This window comes from Ornithinimicrobium sp., from assembly GCF_030537745.1.
Classification (GTDB): Bacteria; Actinomycetota; Actinomycetes; order Actinomycetales; family Dermatophilaceae; genus Ornithinicoccus.
Window position 1 is genome coordinate 37,288 of the sequence record NZ_JAUNVI010000008.1, and the last position, 16,306, is coordinate 53,593.

Annotated in this window: 15 protein-coding genes; 9 read left to right on the forward strand and 6 right to left on the reverse strand. The window is 67.6% G+C overall.

Annotated features, from left to right (window positions below; all coding sequences use genetic code 11):
- Positions 1-77 precede the first annotated feature (77 nt).
- From Q4P07_RS03280 to Q4P07_RS03320, 9 genes are all read left to right on the forward strand, one after another.
- On the forward strand, positions 78-560 hold the full coding sequence (locus Q4P07_RS03280) for an NUDIX hydrolase (RefSeq protein WP_303373467.1): 483 nt from the start codon (positions 78-80) through the stop codon (positions 558-560).
- Positions 561-566: 6 nt separating this feature from the next.
- Positions 567-3,308: a DUF6049 family protein gene (locus tag Q4P07_RS03285; protein ID WP_303373468.1), complete on the forward strand. Its 2,742-nt coding sequence runs from the start codon at positions 567-569 to the stop codon at positions 3,306-3,308.
- Entirely contained in the window at positions 3,305-7,120 is a 3,816-nt protein-coding gene (locus Q4P07_RS03290) for a murein biosynthesis integral membrane protein MurJ (protein ID WP_303373469.1), read from the forward strand. Before Q4P07_RS03285 ends, Q4P07_RS03290 begins: the two co-directional genes overlap by 4 nt.
- A 73-nt stretch (positions 7,121-7,193) precedes the next feature.
- Entirely contained in the window at positions 7,194-7,760 is a 567-nt protein-coding gene (gene sigM / locus Q4P07_RS03295; RefSeq protein WP_303373470.1) for an RNA polymerase sigma factor SigM, read from the forward strand.
- 222 nt (positions 7,761-7,982) lie between these two features.
- Complete coding sequence (locus Q4P07_RS03300; RefSeq protein WP_303373471.1) at positions 7,983-8,825, forward strand: hypothetical protein; 843 nt, start codon at positions 7,983-7,985, stop codon at positions 8,823-8,825.
- Between the two features lie 132 nt (positions 8,826-8,957).
- Positions 8,958-9,959 carry a thioredoxin-disulfide reductase gene (gene trxB, locus Q4P07_RS03305; protein WP_303373472.1) on the forward strand — a complete coding sequence of 334 codons (1,002 nt, stop codon included), beginning with the start codon at positions 8,958-8,960 and terminating at the stop codon, positions 9,957-9,959.
- Between the two features lie 70 nt (positions 9,960-10,029).
- Positions 10,030-10,353, forward strand: a complete 324-nt coding sequence (gene trxA / locus Q4P07_RS03310) for a thioredoxin (protein ID WP_303373473.1) — start codon at positions 10,030-10,032, stop codon at positions 10,351-10,353.
- Positions 10,354-10,777: 424 nt separating this feature from the next.
- Positions 10,778-11,599: a ParA family protein gene (locus Q4P07_RS03315; protein WP_303373474.1), complete on the forward strand. Its 822-nt coding sequence runs from the start codon at positions 10,778-10,780 to the stop codon at positions 11,597-11,599.
- Positions 11,596-12,633: a ParB/RepB/Spo0J family partition protein gene (locus Q4P07_RS03320; protein ID WP_303373475.1), complete on the forward strand. Its 1,038-nt coding sequence runs from the start codon at positions 11,596-11,598 to the stop codon at positions 12,631-12,633. Before Q4P07_RS03315 ends, Q4P07_RS03320 begins: the two co-directional genes overlap by 4 nt.
- On the opposite strand, the gene rsmG is transcribed toward Q4P07_RS03320, so the two are convergent.
- The 6 genes from rsmG to rpmH form a co-directional block, all read right to left on the reverse strand.
- On the reverse strand, positions 12,588-13,406 hold the full coding sequence (gene rsmG / locus Q4P07_RS03325; RefSeq protein ID WP_303373476.1) for a 16S rRNA (guanine(527)-N(7))-methyltransferase RsmG: 819 nt from the start codon (positions 13,404-13,406) through the stop codon (positions 12,588-12,590). The genes Q4P07_RS03320 and rsmG overlap by 46 nt on opposite strands.
- Positions 13,407-13,433: 27 nt before the next feature.
- Positions 13,434-14,138 carry a R3H domain-containing nucleic acid-binding protein gene (locus Q4P07_RS03330; RefSeq protein ID WP_303373477.1) on the reverse strand — a complete coding sequence of 235 codons (705 nt, stop codon included), beginning with the start codon at positions 14,136-14,138 and terminating at the stop codon, positions 13,434-13,436.
- Between the two features lie 80 nt (positions 14,139-14,218).
- Positions 14,219-15,196 (reverse strand): membrane protein insertase YidC, encoded by a 978-nt coding sequence (yidC, locus tag Q4P07_RS03335; protein ID WP_303373478.1) that lies wholly within the window; start codon positions 15,194-15,196, stop codon positions 14,219-14,221.
- Positions 15,197-15,203: 7 nt separating this feature from the next.
- Positions 15,204-15,518 carry a membrane protein insertion efficiency factor YidD gene (gene yidD / locus Q4P07_RS03340; RefSeq protein WP_303373479.1) on the reverse strand — a complete coding sequence of 105 codons (315 nt, stop codon included), beginning with the start codon at positions 15,516-15,518 and terminating at the stop codon, positions 15,204-15,206.
- Between the two features lie 70 nt (positions 15,519-15,588).
- Positions 15,589-15,969 (reverse strand): ribonuclease P protein component, encoded by a 381-nt coding sequence (gene rnpA, locus Q4P07_RS03345; RefSeq protein WP_303373480.1) that lies wholly within the window; start codon positions 15,967-15,969, stop codon positions 15,589-15,591.
- Positions 15,970-16,002: 33 nt separating this feature from the next.
- On the reverse strand, positions 16,003-16,140 hold the full coding sequence (rpmH, locus tag Q4P07_RS03350; RefSeq protein ID WP_303373481.1) for a 50S ribosomal protein L34: 138 nt from the start codon (positions 16,138-16,140) through the stop codon (positions 16,003-16,005).
- Between the last annotated feature and the right edge of the window lie 166 nt (positions 16,141-16,306).

Below are 16,306 nucleotides of genomic sequence, written 5' to 3' on the forward strand. Positions count from 1 at the left end.
GGGATCCAGGGTAGGCGACCTTCGACCCGGGCAGCGTAACCATGGGCAGGTCTAGGCACACTGGTTACAGTGGGGCGATGACCACCTCATCACGGCCTGAAGCGTCCGCGCGGCGCCTGCCGTCGGTGAGCGAGACTTCTGCCGGGGGCGTGGTCATCGACGTCCACGAGGGCCGTGCCCGGATCGCGATCATCGCCCGCCGCAACCGCTCTGGGAGAGTCGAGTGGTGCCTGCCCAAGGGCCATGTGGAGGCTGGCGAGACCCTCATCCAGACGGCCGAGCGTGAGGTCGCGGAGGAAACCGGCATCGAGGGACGCGTCCTCGTCACCCTGGGCACGATCGAGTACTGGTTCACCACTCCGTCGCACCGGATCCACAAGATGGTCCACCACTACCTCTTGGAGGCGACCGGTGGCACGCTCACGATCGACAACGATCCGGACCAGGAGGCCATCGACGCGATCTGGGTGCCGCTTGACGAGGTGCACCGCAAGCTCACCTTCCCCAACGAACGCCGGATCGCGCGCGAGGCGTGGACCCGCCTGACGCGCAGCGCCTGACGACCGGTGACCAGCTCTGCCCGCCGACGCGCGTGGGCGCTCCGATCCAGGACCGCTATCGGGGCCGTCGCGGCATTCCTCCTGACATTCGAGCCGATGGCCGTCGGCTCGTCTGCGCTGGCAGCCGGCTCGTCGAGCCCGTTGACCGGGCCGCATCGCCCTCTGGGTGAGAGCGTCATCCCCAGCCACCTCGCCAACGACGGGCAGCTGCAGATCCTGCTCGACGACGTCGAGCCAACGGTGCCGCGGCGCGGTGATCCGGTGGTGCTCCGAGGTCACATCGTCAACGGCTCGACGACGTCCCGCCGGGTCAATACTCTCGTCGTGGACGCTTCCTGGACCACCCTGCGCGATCGCCGGGCCATCGACCGTTGGGTCGGTGACCCCGAGTCGCCGGGCCGGGAGGCAACCTGGCGCCTGGGCCAGGACACGGTCGGGCCGGTCGTCGCCGCGGGTGCGCAGATCCCGTTCACAGTCACCCTCGAGGCAGAGGTGCTGGCCGGGTTGCCCGCCGACCCAGGGGTCCTGGCGCTGGAGCTAGAGACCTTCGACGCCCCGCCGGCCGAGGTCGCAACGGTGGCGGACAGCTCTGCAAGCCAGCAGGTGGAACAGGACGTTGGCTCGACCATGCTGCGCACGGTCCTGGTTGTCACTGGCACCGAACTGGTCGACCAACCCCTGGGTATGTCGTGGCTGGTCCCCCTGACCGTGCCTGCCGACCCCGACCTCAGCGACCCGGTGGAGAAGGTGCGAAACCGTGCCTGGGTGGAGGCGACCGGACCCGGCTCCCCCGCCCGCACGTGGCTGGAGAGGATGGATGTCCCCGGGATCACCTGGATGGTCGACCCTGCCCTCCTGGTGGCTCGCCATCCCCAGAGCGCTCTCGTGGTGAGCCCACCGGAGCCATCGCAGGCACCCGACTCGCAACCCACGCCCGAACCGACCACGGACCTCACCCAGGAGCCGGCACCACCCACCGCCACAACGACCGCAGCGCCTGGCGTCTCCGGCACTGGCGCACCGGCCCCGACCGGGCAGGATGGCGCGGAGGCGTCGACCGGTGCCGACGGGAGCGGCGGTGCCAACAGTGACGACACTGCCACCAGTGACGACAGTGCCGCGGTGACGAGCGGGGAGCCGGGGACGCCATCGGCACCGAGCACCACCGGGGAGGACTCCCCGCCTCCAGCCCCAGACATCCCGACCAAGAGATCGGTGGAGGACGTGTTGGTCACGCTGCGCGGCCTGCTCGCTGCGCATCCGGACGACAACCTGTGGTGGCTGCCTACCGACGACCCGGACCTGGCGGCCATGGTCGGCCTGGAGCGCGACAGCACTGTCTCCGAGCGCACGCGCGCCACCATGGCAGCCCTGCTTGAGCGCTCGCCGCAGGGATCAGTGCAGGTCGAGAGGCTGCTGCGGCGCGGTCGCACCGACATCGCCTGGCCACTGCTGCCGACCGCCACCCCGACCGACCTTCGCCTCCTGCAGACTCTCTGGTCGGCTGCGAGCACTACGAGCCCTACGAGCACTGCAAGCCCTCCTAGCGCTGCGACGCCAAGCAGGACGTCCGACCAGGACTCGGCCGCGAGCGCTATGACGACGAGGGTGACGTCCAGCCAGGACGAGGAGGGATTGCGTGCGGTGGTGCTGCCGCGGGAGTCGGTGACAGGCTCCACCGACGCCCCGACCACGCGGGCCGGAGTCCCCCTGCAGAATCCTGACGACCTGATCGCCCTCGCCGCGGACTCCCGGGCCTCGGCGCTGCTGACCGGCTCCCGGCAGATCGCCGCGGACACCGGCGCGGGCGCCACCGTGCAACGGATGCTGGGCGACAGTCTCGCGGCCTGGCTGGAAGACCCCCAGGCCGAACGCTCCCTGCTGGTGGCGGCGGAGCGCGGCACGCTCGCCCCTGCCGCGGTGCTCGAAGAACTGACGGACGGCATCGCCTCGGCGCCCTGGGTGCAGCCGCGTTCGGCGGGCTCGATCCTGGCGGGCGCGGCCACCACTGCGCCGGCAGAGTTGACCCAGGTCGGTCCCGACCCGAGCGCCCTGCGCGACCTCACGACCTACCTCCAGACCCCTGACAGCCCGCTCGACCCACGCTCGGCTGCAAGCCTGACGCGTCTGGAGCAAGAGCTGGAAGGTCTCGTGCAGGTCCTGGCCGATGATGACGCCGTCCGTTCCTGGCAACCTGTCCTGGCCGGGATGTGGTCAACGCGCTGGCGGGCCTCGACCGACGACTGGTCCAGGATCTGGCGTCACATCCGGGATGACAGCTTGGCCTCCCGCGCCGCCCTGCACGTCAACCCGAGCACCGTCAACTTTCTGTCCGACCAAGGCCTGATGCGGGTCACCATCGTCAACGATCTGCCGGTCGCAGTCGAGGACGTCGAGGTGGAGCTGCTTTCCGGATCGAGCATCCTGCAGATCGTGGATCAGCCAGAGCCCGTCTCGATCGGTGCCGGCAGCAGGGCCACGGTCTCCTTCACCGCGCGCGCCGTCACCCGGGGACAGACCACCGTGACGGCCCGGCTCACCGCGCCCAACGGCACCACGCTCGGCGACAGCACGGCCGTCGAGGTCCGCGTGCAACCGACCGGGGTGTGGATCTACTGGGTGCTCGGCAGCATCGCCGGTATCGTCCTGGTCCTGGGTCTGGTGCGCACGCTTCGATCGACGCCCCGCCGGGTCGTCGCAGCCGCCAGCACCCCGCCCGAGGCGAAGCACCAGGAGAAACATCCATGAGCGGCAACCCGTCCTCGACGAGCTCCCTGGCCCGCTCCAGCGTGGTGATGGCCGGTGGCACCCTGGTCTCCCGGGTGCTCGGCGTGGTCCGGATGGCGCTGCTGGCCTACGCCATCGGCAACCTGACGCCGGCCGCCAACGTCTGGCAGACCGCCAACACCATCCCCAACACGATCTATCTGCTGCTGGCCGCAGGCGTCCTCAACGTGCTCCTCTTGCCGCAGCTGACGCGGGCGCTCACGCGCGGCAAGGAGGGGCAGGACTACAGCGACCGGCTCCTCACCCTGTCGGTGGTGATCCTCGGAGTCGGCACCGTGCTCTTCGTGCTGGCTGCGCCGTTGGCCACCAAGGTCACGATGCTGACCTTCCCGTGGGGCGATCCCATGCTCGACCTGGCGATCCTCTTCGCCTACCTGTGCATCCCGCAGATGCTCTTCTACGGACTGCACACCCTGCTCGGACAGATCCTGGCCGTCTATCACCGGTTCGCCGCCTTCGCCTGGTCCCCCGCGCTGGCCAACGTCATCGCCATCGCCGGCATCCTCGTTTTCATGCGGCGCTATCCCGACGCGGCCCTGCTCCCTTTGCAGGAGTGGACGAGCGGGATGATCTGGTTGCTCGCGGGGTCCGCGACGCTGAGCATCGTCGTCCAGGCGCTCGTGCTCTTCCCCGCGGTCCGAGCCACCGGTTTTCAGTGGCGCTTCCGTTGGGGTTTCCGCGGGGTCGGGCTGGGCACCGCCTCCGTGATGGCCGGTTGGGCCCTGGCCGACGTCGCGCTCTCCCAGACGGGCGTGATCACCGCGACCAACCTGCTCAACTGGGCCGTCAAGATCGTCCCCGACGCGCCGGGCAAGGCCGCCTACGACTACGCCTTCTCCATCTTCGTCCTGCCGCACTCGCTCATCGCGCTCTCCCTGCTCACCACCATCTACCCGGTGTTGACCAAGGCGGCCGCGGTCGGTGACCGCCGCGGCATGGCGGTCCACGTCGCACGCGGGCTCCGGCTGCTCGGGACGGCCATGGTGCCGCTAGCCATCGGCATGCTGGTGCTGGCCCCACTGCTGGCCCGCGTCATCTATCCCGGCAACAGTCCCGAGTCGCACCGCGCGATCAGCACCATTCTCATCGCGCTGGTCCTCGGCCTCGTGCCCTATGGCGTCTATCTGTTCTGCGCCAGAGTCTTCTACTCCTTCGAGGACGCGCGCACCCCTTTCCTGTTCCAGGTGGCCATCACCACTGTGCTGCTGACGGTCTGCTTCCTCGCCTTCCTGCAAGCCCCCATCCACGTCGCCGTCTTCATCGCGTTTGGTCAGGCTCTGGGCCAGGTCACCGCCGCGGTGCTGGGGTTGCGTGCCGTCCGTCGCCGGCTCCCCTGGATCGGCCTGCGGGCCGTCGGGATGAGCTATCTGCGTGCCGCCGCCGCTGCCGCGCTGGCGTTGGTCCCGATGTGGTTGCTGATCCGCCTGCTGGACCGCCCCGGATTCGCGGGAGCAGCGATCACCCTCGCGGTCTCGGGGGCGGTGTTTCTCCTCGTGTATGCCGTGCTCGCGCACCTCTTCGGAGTCCGCGAGGTCGCCGAGGTGACCAGCCCGCTCCTACGCCGCATTCCGGGGCTCAAGCGGTGGGCGCCGGCTCCCCCGCCCCCAACCTCTGCCTCTGCCCCTGCCCCTGCCCAAGACTTACCTGCCGGCACGGCCACGCACCCCGACGACACGAGCCGACCGGGCGTGGGCACCATCGGCCATCAGTTGACCAGCGAGTCTGTGACCGAGACGGTGCCTGTCCTTGACACACTAGGGTGGGACGGCCCCCCGACCGGGGTGGCTGGGAAGGACGGCGAGATGGACCGGCTCGAGGTGGGCACCCGGCTGGGCGACCGCTACATCCTCGACGAGCTGCTGGCCCGGCGCGAGGGTGGCACGCTCGACTATTGGTCGGCGCACGACATCACGCTGGGGCGGCTGGTGGCCGTGACCGCCCTGCCCGCGGGAGCGGAGCACACCGAGTCCGCGCACGCCGTGCTCGACGCCGCGAGACAGGTCGCCTCTGTTGACGACCCCCGGCTGGTCCGCGTCCTGGACGTCGGCGAGGAGGACGGGCTCGCGTGGATCATCGAGGAGGGTCTGAGCGAGGCTGAGTCTCTCGCCTCCCTCGTCGCCACCGGGCCGCTCCCAGCTGAAGAGGCCCGGCGCATCGTGGGTGAGAGTGCCGCAGGCCTGGAGTCCGCCCGCCGTAGAGGCTTGCACCACCTCTACCTCAACCCACACTCGGTCCTGCGCACCAGCGACGGCACCGTCAAGGTCTCTGGGGTCGGGATGTCGGCGGCCCTGGAGGGCGTCGACGATGTGACGCCAGTGGAGGCGTCCCTCATCGACGCCGCCGACCTGGTTTCCCTCCTGTATGTCGCGCTCACCGGCCAGTGGCCTGCAGAAGAGCTCGTGGGGGTTCGAAGCGCCCGTAGGCTCGAGGACGGCTCCTTCCCCGCCCCGTCGGAGCTGGTCGGTGGCGTGCCCGGCGACCTTGACGCGCTCTGCCGCCTGGTCCACGGCTCGGACGCCGACCTGGCCAAGGCACCCGGCACGCCAGGTGAGCTCGCCCGGCAGCTCTCGCCCTGGGCATCGGAGATGGTGCGGGACCAGCGCCCCGCTGCGTTGACGCCGCCTCCACCAGAGCACGGGCTGGACGATGCGACCAAGGGGGCGATGGCCGCAGTGGCAGGCGCCAGCGCCGCCGCCACGGCCGCGCACCCCACCAGGACCGATGACGACGCGACGTCGCTGGTGCCTAAGCCGTTCTACCGGTCCGCAGCAGCGGGGGGTGCGCCCTTCAACCCGGCAGACCGGAGCCGCGGCGGACCCGACCGTCAGTCCGATGGCGAGGCTGGCGATGCCCGTCCGCAAGCCGACCGGGAGGGCACCGGTGACGTGGACCGGCTGCTCGGGGGCCGCGATGACACCGACGCCCCGCTGGCTGCTTCCGGGGCAGGCGCTGGCGCGCGCGGGTCTGATCGCACCTCCACCGCCGACCTGCTCGGCATCCGGAGCACGGGTGAGCGCGTTGAGAGTCGCCCACGACGGGCGCAGCCACCTGGCCGTTCGGGATCTGAGCCGGATCCGGACGGGCTGCCAGAGGAACGCGGCACTGGTGGCCAGACCCTGGCCGTCCTTCTCGTCGTGCTGGGCATCCTCGGCCTTGCCGCCGTCCTTGGCTGGAGCGTGCTCAACGGGATGGGTGACTCACCCACGGACAGCGCAGCCGCACCGACCACCAGCAACAGCACTCCTGCCCAACCAGACAAGGGCGACAAGGGCAACGACAAGGCCAACCAGACCGACAAGGCCAACCAGACCTCGGACGTGCCGAAGGCACCGGTCAGCAATGGCGAAGCGCTACCGGTGCTGGGGATCACCTCTTTCGACCCGCAAGGTGACGGCAACGAGAACAACTCTCTGGCCCCGTTGGCTGTGGATGGTGACGAGGCCACCGAGTGGAAGTCCCACACCTATCTCTCACCTGGCTGGGGAAGCCTCAAAACAGGGACCGGGCTCGTCCTGGACCTCGGCGAAGGAGCGCAGGTCTCCAAGGTGGAGGTCCTGCTGGGCGAGGGCGACATGGGCGTGAAGGCCTACCTCAGTGACCAGGCATCGTTGACCGACGCCACCGTGCTCGGCTCCGACGACACCGCGAGCGGCACTTTCACCGCTACCCCCGAGAAGACCGCTACCGGGCGTTATCTCATCCTCTGGTTTGATCGCGCCTTCACCTCACCCGACGGCGAGATCGTCAGCGTGCGTGAGATCACGGTGCGTTGATCGCCCACGAGCCGCTGGGGTCTGGTGTGACGCAAGGACCCGGCGCGCATGAGCAAAGGCCGCGTGGACGCAGATGACGGACGTGGAAGGGCTCGCAGGAGTCGACGACTTCGCGATCCTGCAACGGCATACAGCCGGCGACCCGGACGCCTTCGGTGAGCTCTTCCGTCGGCACCGCGATCGCATGTGGGCCGTGGCGCTGCGCACGACACGGGACCCCGAGGTGGCCTCCGACGCCGTGCAGGACGCCTTCCTCAATGCGTTCCGCCGAGCTGGATCCTTCCGCGGAGATGCCCAGGTCACCACCTGGCTTCATCGGATCACCGTGAATGCCTGCCTCGATCGGATCCGTCGCGTGCGGCCGACTGCTGACATCGCCGACCATGACCCGGTCGAGCCACGGGATCGGCATCATTCCGTGGACGTGCGTCTGGACGTGCAGGCTGCGTTGGCTCAACTCCCGGAAGGGCAGCGCCTCGCCCTGACCCTCGTCGACATGCACGGCCTGAGCGTCGCGGAGGCCGCAGCCATCCTCGAGGTGGCGGAGGGGACGATCAAATCGCGATGCTCCCGTGGCCGGGAGGCTATGGCAGCACTGCTGGGCCCCGACGAATCCCGGCCCTCGAAGGAGGACCCATGACTACTCTCCTGCACCGCCCGAGTCATACGCCCGCGCTCGGAACCGAAGGCCGCCTCTGCTCGTCATACCCGATGAGCACGCCCGGACCGTGCCACCACCGCCAGCCCAGCTCGAGTCACTCGAGCATGCAACCGTGAACGGAGGTCACCGATGGTGCCTGACGACCTAGGACGCACGTTCGTCCCCGGCGAGGAAACGCCATGGGAGGCCGACCCTACGGGGATGCGCGCACTACTACGGGCCCTCCCGGAGCCAGGACCGATGCCGGAAGAGCTGATCGCCCGGATCCAGGCTCGGTTGGCGATCGAGCAGGAGCACCGGACCAATGGCACCTCCGACCTTTCTCCGGCGGCCGCACTGGGTCGGGGGGACAACCTCATCGACCTGGCCGCCGAACGCTCCTCCCGCCGGCCTGGACGGACGCTGGCTATCCTCGGCGCCGCTGCGGTCGGCCTCATGCTCACCACGGTGGCTATCAACCAGTTCGTCGGCTTCGGTGGCACCCCCGGGGCGGACTCTGCCGCTTTCGCCCCTACCACCGGGCGTTCCGCCGACGACGGTGCTGGGGCGGACTCCGGCGCTCAGGCTGACGATGCGAGCGGCGGCGCTGAGGCAGGACCGCCCGCAGCAGCCGCGTCGGGGGAGGCGCAGGAGCAGGCCGCTGCCGGAGCAGCGGACGAGGGGAGCCAGACCGATAGTGGTCAGGCCGACACCTCCCTGCCTTACGCGGCACGCTCCATCATCCTGGTGCCCGACCTCGGCGACCTTCCTGCCCTGAGCACGGACGGCTACGCGCCCCTCATCAGCGCCGCCGCAGAGTCCGCCTCCAAACCTTCCTCGGCGTCGACTTTGACTGTGACACAAGCGAACTCATGCTGGATCGCCGTCGCAGGCGACGGGGCCTGGGACAACTACTTCGCTGCGACGGCCCACGCTGCGAAGGAACCGGTCGTCGTGCTGCTGGGGCGTGACTTCGATGGCTCAGGACACGCATGGGTCCTGCCCGCAGGATGCGTCGACGCGGCAGACACTCAGCCCTTGTCCGACGCCGCCATCGCGCCCTGACCGGCCACCTCATCCCCGAAGCCGCCGACGCAGGAGACGATGTCGCTCGGGAACATCGGGCACCTAGGATCGGTTGAGTCCAATGCACGCCGACCACCACCCCGGGCACTCCCTTGCCCGAAGAAGGACGACATGATCATCGAGATCTCCCCACAGCCGCAGGACGAGTCGAAGACGCCGCCTGTGACGGACGAGCCCGGGCAGGTGCGTGACGTCATCATCGTCGGATCAGGTCCCGCCGGCTACACCGCTGCCGTCTACACGGCGCGAGCCAGCCTGGCGCCCCTCGTCTTCGAGGGCTCGGTCACCGCAGGTGGGGCGCTGATGAACACCACCGACGTCGAGAACTTCCCCGGTTTCGCCGACGGCATCATGGGTCCCGAGCTGATGATGAACATGCGGGAGCAGGCTGAACGCTTTGGTGCCGAACTGGTCCGCGACGACGCGATCGCCCTCGATCTGCGCGGCGACATCAAACTGGTCACCGACGGTGACGGAAAGGTGCATCGAGCGCGGACGGTCATCCTGGCCATGGGCTCGGCCTATCGCGAGCTCGGTCTGCCCAGGGAGAAGGAGCTCTCCGGCCACGGTGTCAGCTGGTGCGCGACCTGCGACGGCGCGTTCTTCCGCGACCAGGACATCGCGGTCGTGGGGGGCGGCGACTCGGCGATGGAGGAAGCGACCTTCCTGACCAAGTTTGCGCGGTCCGTCACCGTCATCCACCGTCGTGACGAGCTGCGTGCCAGCCAGATCATGGTCGATCGAGCCCAGAACGACCCCAAGATCAGCTTTGCCTGGAACTCCGCGGTCGCCACCCTCAACGGATCCCCGAAGTTAACCTCGGTCACCCTGCAGGACACCGAGACTGGCGAAACTCGCGACCTGCCAGCCACCGGTCTGTTCATCGCTATCGGGCATGACCCGCGCAACGAGCTGGTCGTCGGTCAGGTGGACGTGGACGACGAAGGTTACGTCCTCGTCGAGAGCCGCAGCACGGCCACCAACCTCCCCGGCGTGTTCGCCTGCGGCGACCTGGTCGACCACATCTACCGCCAGGCCATCACTGCCGCGGGCAGCGGCTGCGCCGCTGCCCTCGACGCTGAGCGACACCTGGCTCTTCTCGACGACGCCTGAGCCACCTCGCAAGGCGCCACTTGCACTTCCCCTACGCTTGATCCACGCACCGCCGAAAGGAAACCCCACCATGGCCATCATCGAGACCAACGACAATGACTTCTCTCAGGACGTCCTCGAGCACGACGGGCCGGTGCTCGTCGACTTCTGGGCGCCCTGGTGCGGTCCCTGCAAGATGATCGCTCCCATCCTCGAAGAGCTCTCCGCAGAGTGGGGCGACAAGCTGAAGATCGTCAAACTCAACACGGATGAGAATCCTGCGATCACGCAGCAGTACGGCATCACCGGCATCCCGACCATGAACGTCTACTCCGGAGGCGAGGTCGTCAAGACTCTCGTCGGGGCGCTGCCGAAGCGTAAGTTGGCGGCCGAGTTGGCTGACTTCACCGGCTGATAACGCACGCTGCAACGTTCAGCGCCCAGCCACGGCCGTCCACGGGTTATCCACAGCCCTGTGGACGGCCGTTCTCTGTGTGTGGCGTCTCGACGACACTCCCGACGGATCCACCCCAGTGGGCGTGCAGCCCGAGAGCGTAGGGGATGATAGGACTCTCATGACTTCTACGGATAGCGCCGCACTCGGTTGGCCTAGCACCAGTGATGAACGCATCTTTGCAGGTCAAAGTCCTGCGAAGCGGCCAAGCTCCTTAGGGTGGCCCCACACCCTGACTGTGGAACCGGAGTCGATCCCACCCAATGTATCGGGCGCCGTTTCACGTGAAACAGAGGAAGAGCTCGTTTCACGTGAAACGGAGACCCCAGAGCCCCCTGTGGATAGCCGCAGTAGTTCCACGGCCGCCCTCCCGGACGCCTTCAGGGTGGATCCGATCGTCAGCCACGCCTGGACCGGAACTCGGATCGTGACGGTCGCCAACCAGAAGGGCGGCGTGGGCAAGACCACGACCGCAGTGAATATGGCGGCTGCCATGGCCATGGCTGGGCTGCGTGTCCTCGTGATCGACATGGACCCCCAGGGCAACGCCAGCACCGCTCTGAGCATCCCGCACCTGAGCGGGGCTCTGGGGATCTACGACGTCCTGATCGACGGTCTGACGATGGCGGAGGTGGTGCAGGAGTGTCCCCACGTCCCCGGCTTGCTGTGCGTCCCCGCGACCATCGACCTCGCCGGCGCCGAGATCGAGTTGGTCCCCCTTGTCGCTCGTGAAAGCAGACTGAGTAGGGCTCTTCAGTCCTACCTCTCCGGGCTGAGGCCTGGCGAACACGTGGACCTGGTGCTCATCGACTGTCCGCCCAGCCTGGGACTGCTCACGGTCAACAGTTTTGTCGCAGCCCGTGAGGTGCTCATCCCCATCCAGTGCGAGTACTACGCGCTGGAGGGGCTCAGTCAGCTCCTTGCGAATGTCAGCCTGATCCAGCAGCATCTCAATGCCGACCTTGAGGTCTCCACCATCCTGCTGACCATGTTTGATGCCAGGACCAAACTGGCTTCCGATGTGGCAGGTCAGGTCCGTGAGTACTTCGGTGACCGGGTGCTCCGCGCCGCGATCCCGCGGTCGGTTCGCGTCAGTGAAGCGCCAAGCCACGGCGAAACCGTCATTACCTACGACCCGGGAAGTTCCGGGGCATTGTCCTACATAGAGGCAGCCGCCCAGATGCGGCTCCAGGAGGTTTCCCCATGAGCACCGACCGTCGCCGAGGTCTTGGTAAGGGACTGGGCGCCCTCATCCCGTCCGCACCAACGGGGGATCGTCCTTCGGACGTCTTCTTCCCGCGTGGTGACCAAGGTTTCACGGGAAACATCAGCACCTCGCAGAGGCAGCAAGACCGATCGGCCGTGGGATCCGACTCTGGCGCGCCAGAACCTGACGCGCCCGAGTCTGACGCGCCAGAATCTGGCCTTCGGACGGTTCCGGGTGCGCACTTCGCCGAGGTCTTGATCGACGACATCGCGCCCAACCCTCGCCAGCCGCGCCAAGTTTTCGATGAGGACGACCTGGCCGAGCTCGTCGCGAGCATCACCGAGCTGGGCGTCTTGCAGCCGGTGGTGGTGCGTCCGACAGACGAGGTCGACGGTCCCCCCTATGAGTTGGTCATGGGTGAGCGTCGGCTCCGCGCCTGCAGGGCGGCCGGCAAGGACACCATCCCCGCCATCATCCGGGTCACCGAGGACGAGCACATGCTCCGCGACGCCCTCTTGGAGAATCTCCATCGGGCCGGTCTCAACCCGTTGGAGGAGGCGGCTGCCTATCAGCAGTTGCTGGACGACTTCGGATGCACCCACGACATCCTGGCCACCAGGATCGGTCGTTCACGCCCGCAGATCTCCAACACCATCCGCTTGCTCAAGCTGCCTCCGTTGGTGCAGCGGCGGGTCGCTTCTGGCGTACTGTCGGCTGGCCATGCTCGCGCGCTGCTCGGTCTGGGCGACGGGGCCGCGGTGGAACGCTTGGCGCAGCGGATCGTGGCCGAAGGGCTGTCGGTCCGATCAGTCGAAGAGATTGTGCTGCTCGGCGGCGACGCGGCGCCGCGCACTCGTGGGACCACTGCCGCCCGGGAGGTCGCTCCGGAGCTAGAACGGGCCGCTCATGACCTTTCGGAGCGTCTGGAGACGCGGGTCCAGGTCGTGATGGGCCGTCGCAAGGGGAAAATCACCGTGGAGTTCGCCGGTCAGGAAGACTTGGAGCGCATTTTGGCGGCCTTGTCCCGGGACTGAGAGCCTGCAGTGTCCTGTCGGTCCTTCGCTTTTGCTCTCACCTCACCTATCCCATCTGTCTCAACGTGCCCACCGGCGCCTTGACGTCCGCCTGCGCCCTTCTGACGCGCATCCCTCGGGTGGTGCCCACGCGGGACCTCGATGTCGACCACACGCACGGGTTCGCTGACACTGTCTTGCCCGATCACCCGGAGCTCGGCGCGCTCGACACCCAGCTTGCGCAGCAACTTCTGTGCAGCGGCTAGCTCAGCGGCAGCCGCCTCACCCTTGAGCGCGAGCAGGTGGCCCTTGGGCTCAAGCAGCGGGAAGGTCCACCGGATGAGCTTGTCGAGGGACGCTACCGCCCGGGCTGTCACGAACGGTGCTGTCAGGCACGAGTCTTCGGCCCGTCCTCGGTGCACTCTGATGTGAGGCAGTTCCAGTGCCTCAATGGTGCTCCTCAACCACACGGTGCGCCGAAGCAGAGGCTCCACGAGGTCGATCTGCAGGTCCGGTCGCGCGATCGCCAGGACGATGCCAGGAAGGCCGGCACCGCTACCGATGTCGATGACGTGCGCTCCCGTGGGCAGCAGCGACTCCATCACCGCGCAGTTGACCAGGTGCCGCTCCCACAGCCGTGGCGCCTCACGGGGGCCCACCAGTCCGTGTGAGATGCCTGTCGTCGCCAGCAGGTCGGCATACCGGGTTGCCAGCTCGAGTCGGTCGCCAAAAATCTCCCTCGCCTCTGCCGGCGGGGCCGGGGCCTTCTGGACCGGCTCGGGGATGTGGCTCATCTAGCTGGTCGTCGTGGTCGTGCGAGATCAGGCCGAAGGAAGAATCACGACGAAGCGGGAGGGCTCGACGCCCTCAGACTCCGAGTGCAAGCCGGCTGCGAGCACCTCGTCGTGGACCACCTTGCGCTCGAAGGCGGTCATTGGCTCCAGTTCGCGGCGGCGGCCAGACTCCTGCACCTCGCTGATCGCGGCGTGCGCCGCCTTCACTAGTTGCGCGCGACGGTCCGCGCGGTAGCCAGCCACATCGAGCATCAACCGACTGCGTTCCCCCGTCTCGGCCTGGACAGCCAGCCGGGTGAGCTCCTGCAGGGCTTCAAGGACCTGACCGCCAGTCCCGACCAGACGGCTGGGTGCCGCGCCATCTTCGGAGTCGACGATGCCGACCGCGGCACGGTTGCCTTCGATGTCGACCTCCAGATCCCCGGACAGGTCGGCGATGTCGAGCAGCGCCTCCAGGAAGTCCGCCGCGATCTCGCCCTCCTTGACGAGGTCCTCCGTCCGGGCCGAGCGGCGGCCCGGCACGCCAGGCGTGTCCCCACCTTCAGCCTGCTCTTCATCCTCACTCTCGGGTCCACCTTCCTGCTCACCCTCGGACATTTCCGCCTCCGGACTGGCGACAGCGGCGGGCGTGGGAGCGATGGTTGTCTCCTGCAGACTGGTCATCACTTCGGTGGTCGCCGCCGAGTCGTCGGTGGACTCGGGAGCAGCAGAGGCCTGCGGGGTTGTGCTCATGATCGTTCTCCTTGGGTCACGGTCGCACGGCGGGCCACTGGGAGTGGTGGCGACCGGTCGACCACAGTCTGAGGGGGAGGTCAGCGGCGCTTGGCGCGCTTCTTGCTCTTGGGTTGGACGCGCTGGCGGCTTGCCCGCGCTTCGTCACCATCGGTCTGCACGGCTGCCCGCTCGGCCATCAGGTTTGGGTTCTTGAGCTGGATGCCGACCGGCTCCTTGCCCTTGCGTTCCATGCGGGCGCGGTAGGCGACCTCTGCCGGAGTCCCGGGTGACGGCATATTGCGAATGATGAAGAACTGCTGTCCCATCGTCCAGAAGTTGCTCACCGTCCAGTAGATGAGCAGGGCGATCGGGAAGTTCACGCCAGTGACCGCGAAGATGATCGGCAGCAGGTAGATCAGCATCCGCTGCTGACGCGCCATGGGGCTGTTGAGCGCCTCTTCGGACATGTTCTGGCGCATGATCTGGTGGCTGGTCACGAACTGCGTCAGCGACATGATCACGATCAAGACTGCAGCCAGGATCTTGGCCGACAAGTCCTGGTCGTGCAGGAAGGTTGAGGTGAGGCCCGCGCTGACGATCTCCGAGTTGGCCATCTTGGTAGCCAGCTCGGTGGAGAAGAGTCCCATCGGCTCGGCGGTGCCGAGCGAGACCGCCTTGGCGGTGTTGAGCAGCCGGAAGAGCGCGAAGAAGAACGGCATCTGGATCAGAATCGGCAGACATGCGCTGAACGGGTTCGCGCCCGCTCCCTTATAGAGCCCGAAGGTCTCCTCCTGGAAAGCCTTCTGCGACGCCTGGTCCTTCTTGCCCTTGTATTTTTTCTGGATCTTCATCAGCTCTGGCTGCACCATCTGCAACCGCCGCTGGCTCTTGATCTGCTTGACCATCAGCGGCGTCAGCATCGCTCGCAGCGTGATGACCAGTCCCACGATGGCCAGGACCCAGGTCCATCCACTCGTGTCGGACATGCCGAGCCTGACGAAGGCCCATTCAAAGCCCACCAGGATGGCCGAGTTGAACCAGATGAAGGGAAACAGCAGCGTGTCGAAGAATCCCATGGGGTCCTCAGCGTGAATGGTGAGCTGGGCTCACCGGGGTGGACACCGCGGGGCTGATGAGGCCCTGCTTGGTGTGGACGTGGCTAGGTGGGGTGCCCTCGTCGGGACGGGGCGGGACATGGTCGACGCCCCCGGGTGCAAACGGGTGGCATCGCAGCAGCCGACGGATCGTGAGCCAGGTGCCGCGGATCAGGCCGAACCGCTCAAGAGCGGTGAGCGAGTAGGCCGAGCAGGAGGGGTAGTAACGACAGACTGGCCCCAGGATGGGGGAAATCGTCCACTGGTAGAGGATGACCAGCCAGATAAGAGGCCGAGCGCTCACACTTCGATGCTCACCGTGGGGGACACCACCACGGTGCGCATCCCTCAGGTCGTTACTCATCGCGCACCACTCATCGCACACCCGCTGAGCACGACCTGGCGATCCGTCGTAGCGCCCGGTCAAGTGCCTCTCCCAGTTGATCCGAGGTGGACGTCGCCGCGGCGGGTTGCGCGCGCACCACAAAGTCGCACCCGTTCGCCATACCCTCCAGCCTTCCCGCCACGAGGGCACGCAAGCGTCGCACGACACGGTGCCGCACGACCGAGTTGCCGACGCTCTTGGACACCACAAATCCCACGCGCGGTGGGCGCGTGAGTGCAGAATCGTCGTCGAGAGCCGCATGCACGACCAAGAGGTCAGTGCCCGCGCGCTGCCTACGCCTACCGTCGCCGCCCCGCATCACGGCGCGATAGTGCGCTGGGTTGGTCAGACGGTGACGCTGGGGAAGCATAAAGAGATGCGACCGCCTGAGTCGTCAGCCGACTCAGGCGGACAGCTCGGCGCGGCCCTTGCGACGGCGGGCGGTCAGGATCGCGCGACCGGCGCGGGTCCGCATACGCAGACGGAAGCCGTGCTTCTTGGCGCGGCGGCGGTTGTTGGGCTGGAACGTGCGCTTGCTCATGGCTGGGTGCTCCGGAGACAGGGACGTGATTGCGTCCGTGGATCAGGCCCGTCGGAATCGACCGGCGACGACCTGGTGGTCTGGTAGGGACCGAGCTCAGTCGGCCACCCACGACAACCCAGGGGCAGTCTCGAAGTTTTGACGGGTGAACTCGCCAAAACGCGTG

Bases quoted from the DNA above. Each gene is read 5' to 3' on its own strand.
- trxA (WP_303373473.1), top strand. From the start codon at position 10,030: ATGGCCATCATCGAGACCAACGACAATGACTTCTCTCAGGACGTCCTC.
- Q4P07_RS03300 (WP_303373471.1), top strand. From the start codon at position 7,983: ATGCGCGCACTACTACGGGCCCTCCCGGAGCCAGGACCGATGCCGGAA.
- yidC (WP_303373478.1), bottom strand. From the start codon at position 15,196: ATGGGATTCTTCGACACGCTGCTGTTTCCCTTCATCTGGTTCAACTCG.
- trxB (WP_303373472.1), top strand. From the start codon at position 8,958: ATGATCATCGAGATCTCCCCACAGCCGCAGGACGAGTCGAAGACGCCG.
- Q4P07_RS03280 (WP_303373467.1), top strand. From the start codon at position 78: ATGACCACCTCATCACGGCCTGAAGCGTCCGCGCGGCGCCTGCCGTCG.
- Q4P07_RS03290 (WP_303373469.1), top strand. From the start codon at position 3,305: ATGAGCGGCAACCCGTCCTCGACGAGCTCCCTGGCCCGCTCCAGCGTG.
- rsmG (WP_303373476.1), bottom strand. From the start codon at position 13,406: ATGAGCCACATCCCCGAGCCGGTCCAGAAGGCCCCGGCCCCGCCGGCA.
- sigM (WP_303373470.1), top strand. From the start codon at position 7,194: ATGACGGACGTGGAAGGGCTCGCAGGAGTCGACGACTTCGCGATCCTG.
- Q4P07_RS03320 (WP_303373475.1), top strand. From the start codon at position 11,596: ATGAGCACCGACCGTCGCCGAGGTCTTGGTAAGGGACTGGGCGCCCTC.
- Q4P07_RS03330 (WP_303373477.1), bottom strand. From the start codon at position 14,138: ATGAGCACAACCCCGCAGGCCTCTGCTGCTCCCGAGTCCACCGACGAC.
- rpmH (WP_303373481.1), bottom strand. From the start codon at position 16,140: ATGAGCAAGCGCACGTTCCAGCCCAACAACCGCCGCCGCGCCAAGAAG.
- rnpA (WP_303373480.1), bottom strand. From the start codon at position 15,969: ATGCTTCCCCAGCGTCACCGTCTGACCAACCCAGCGCACTATCGCGCC.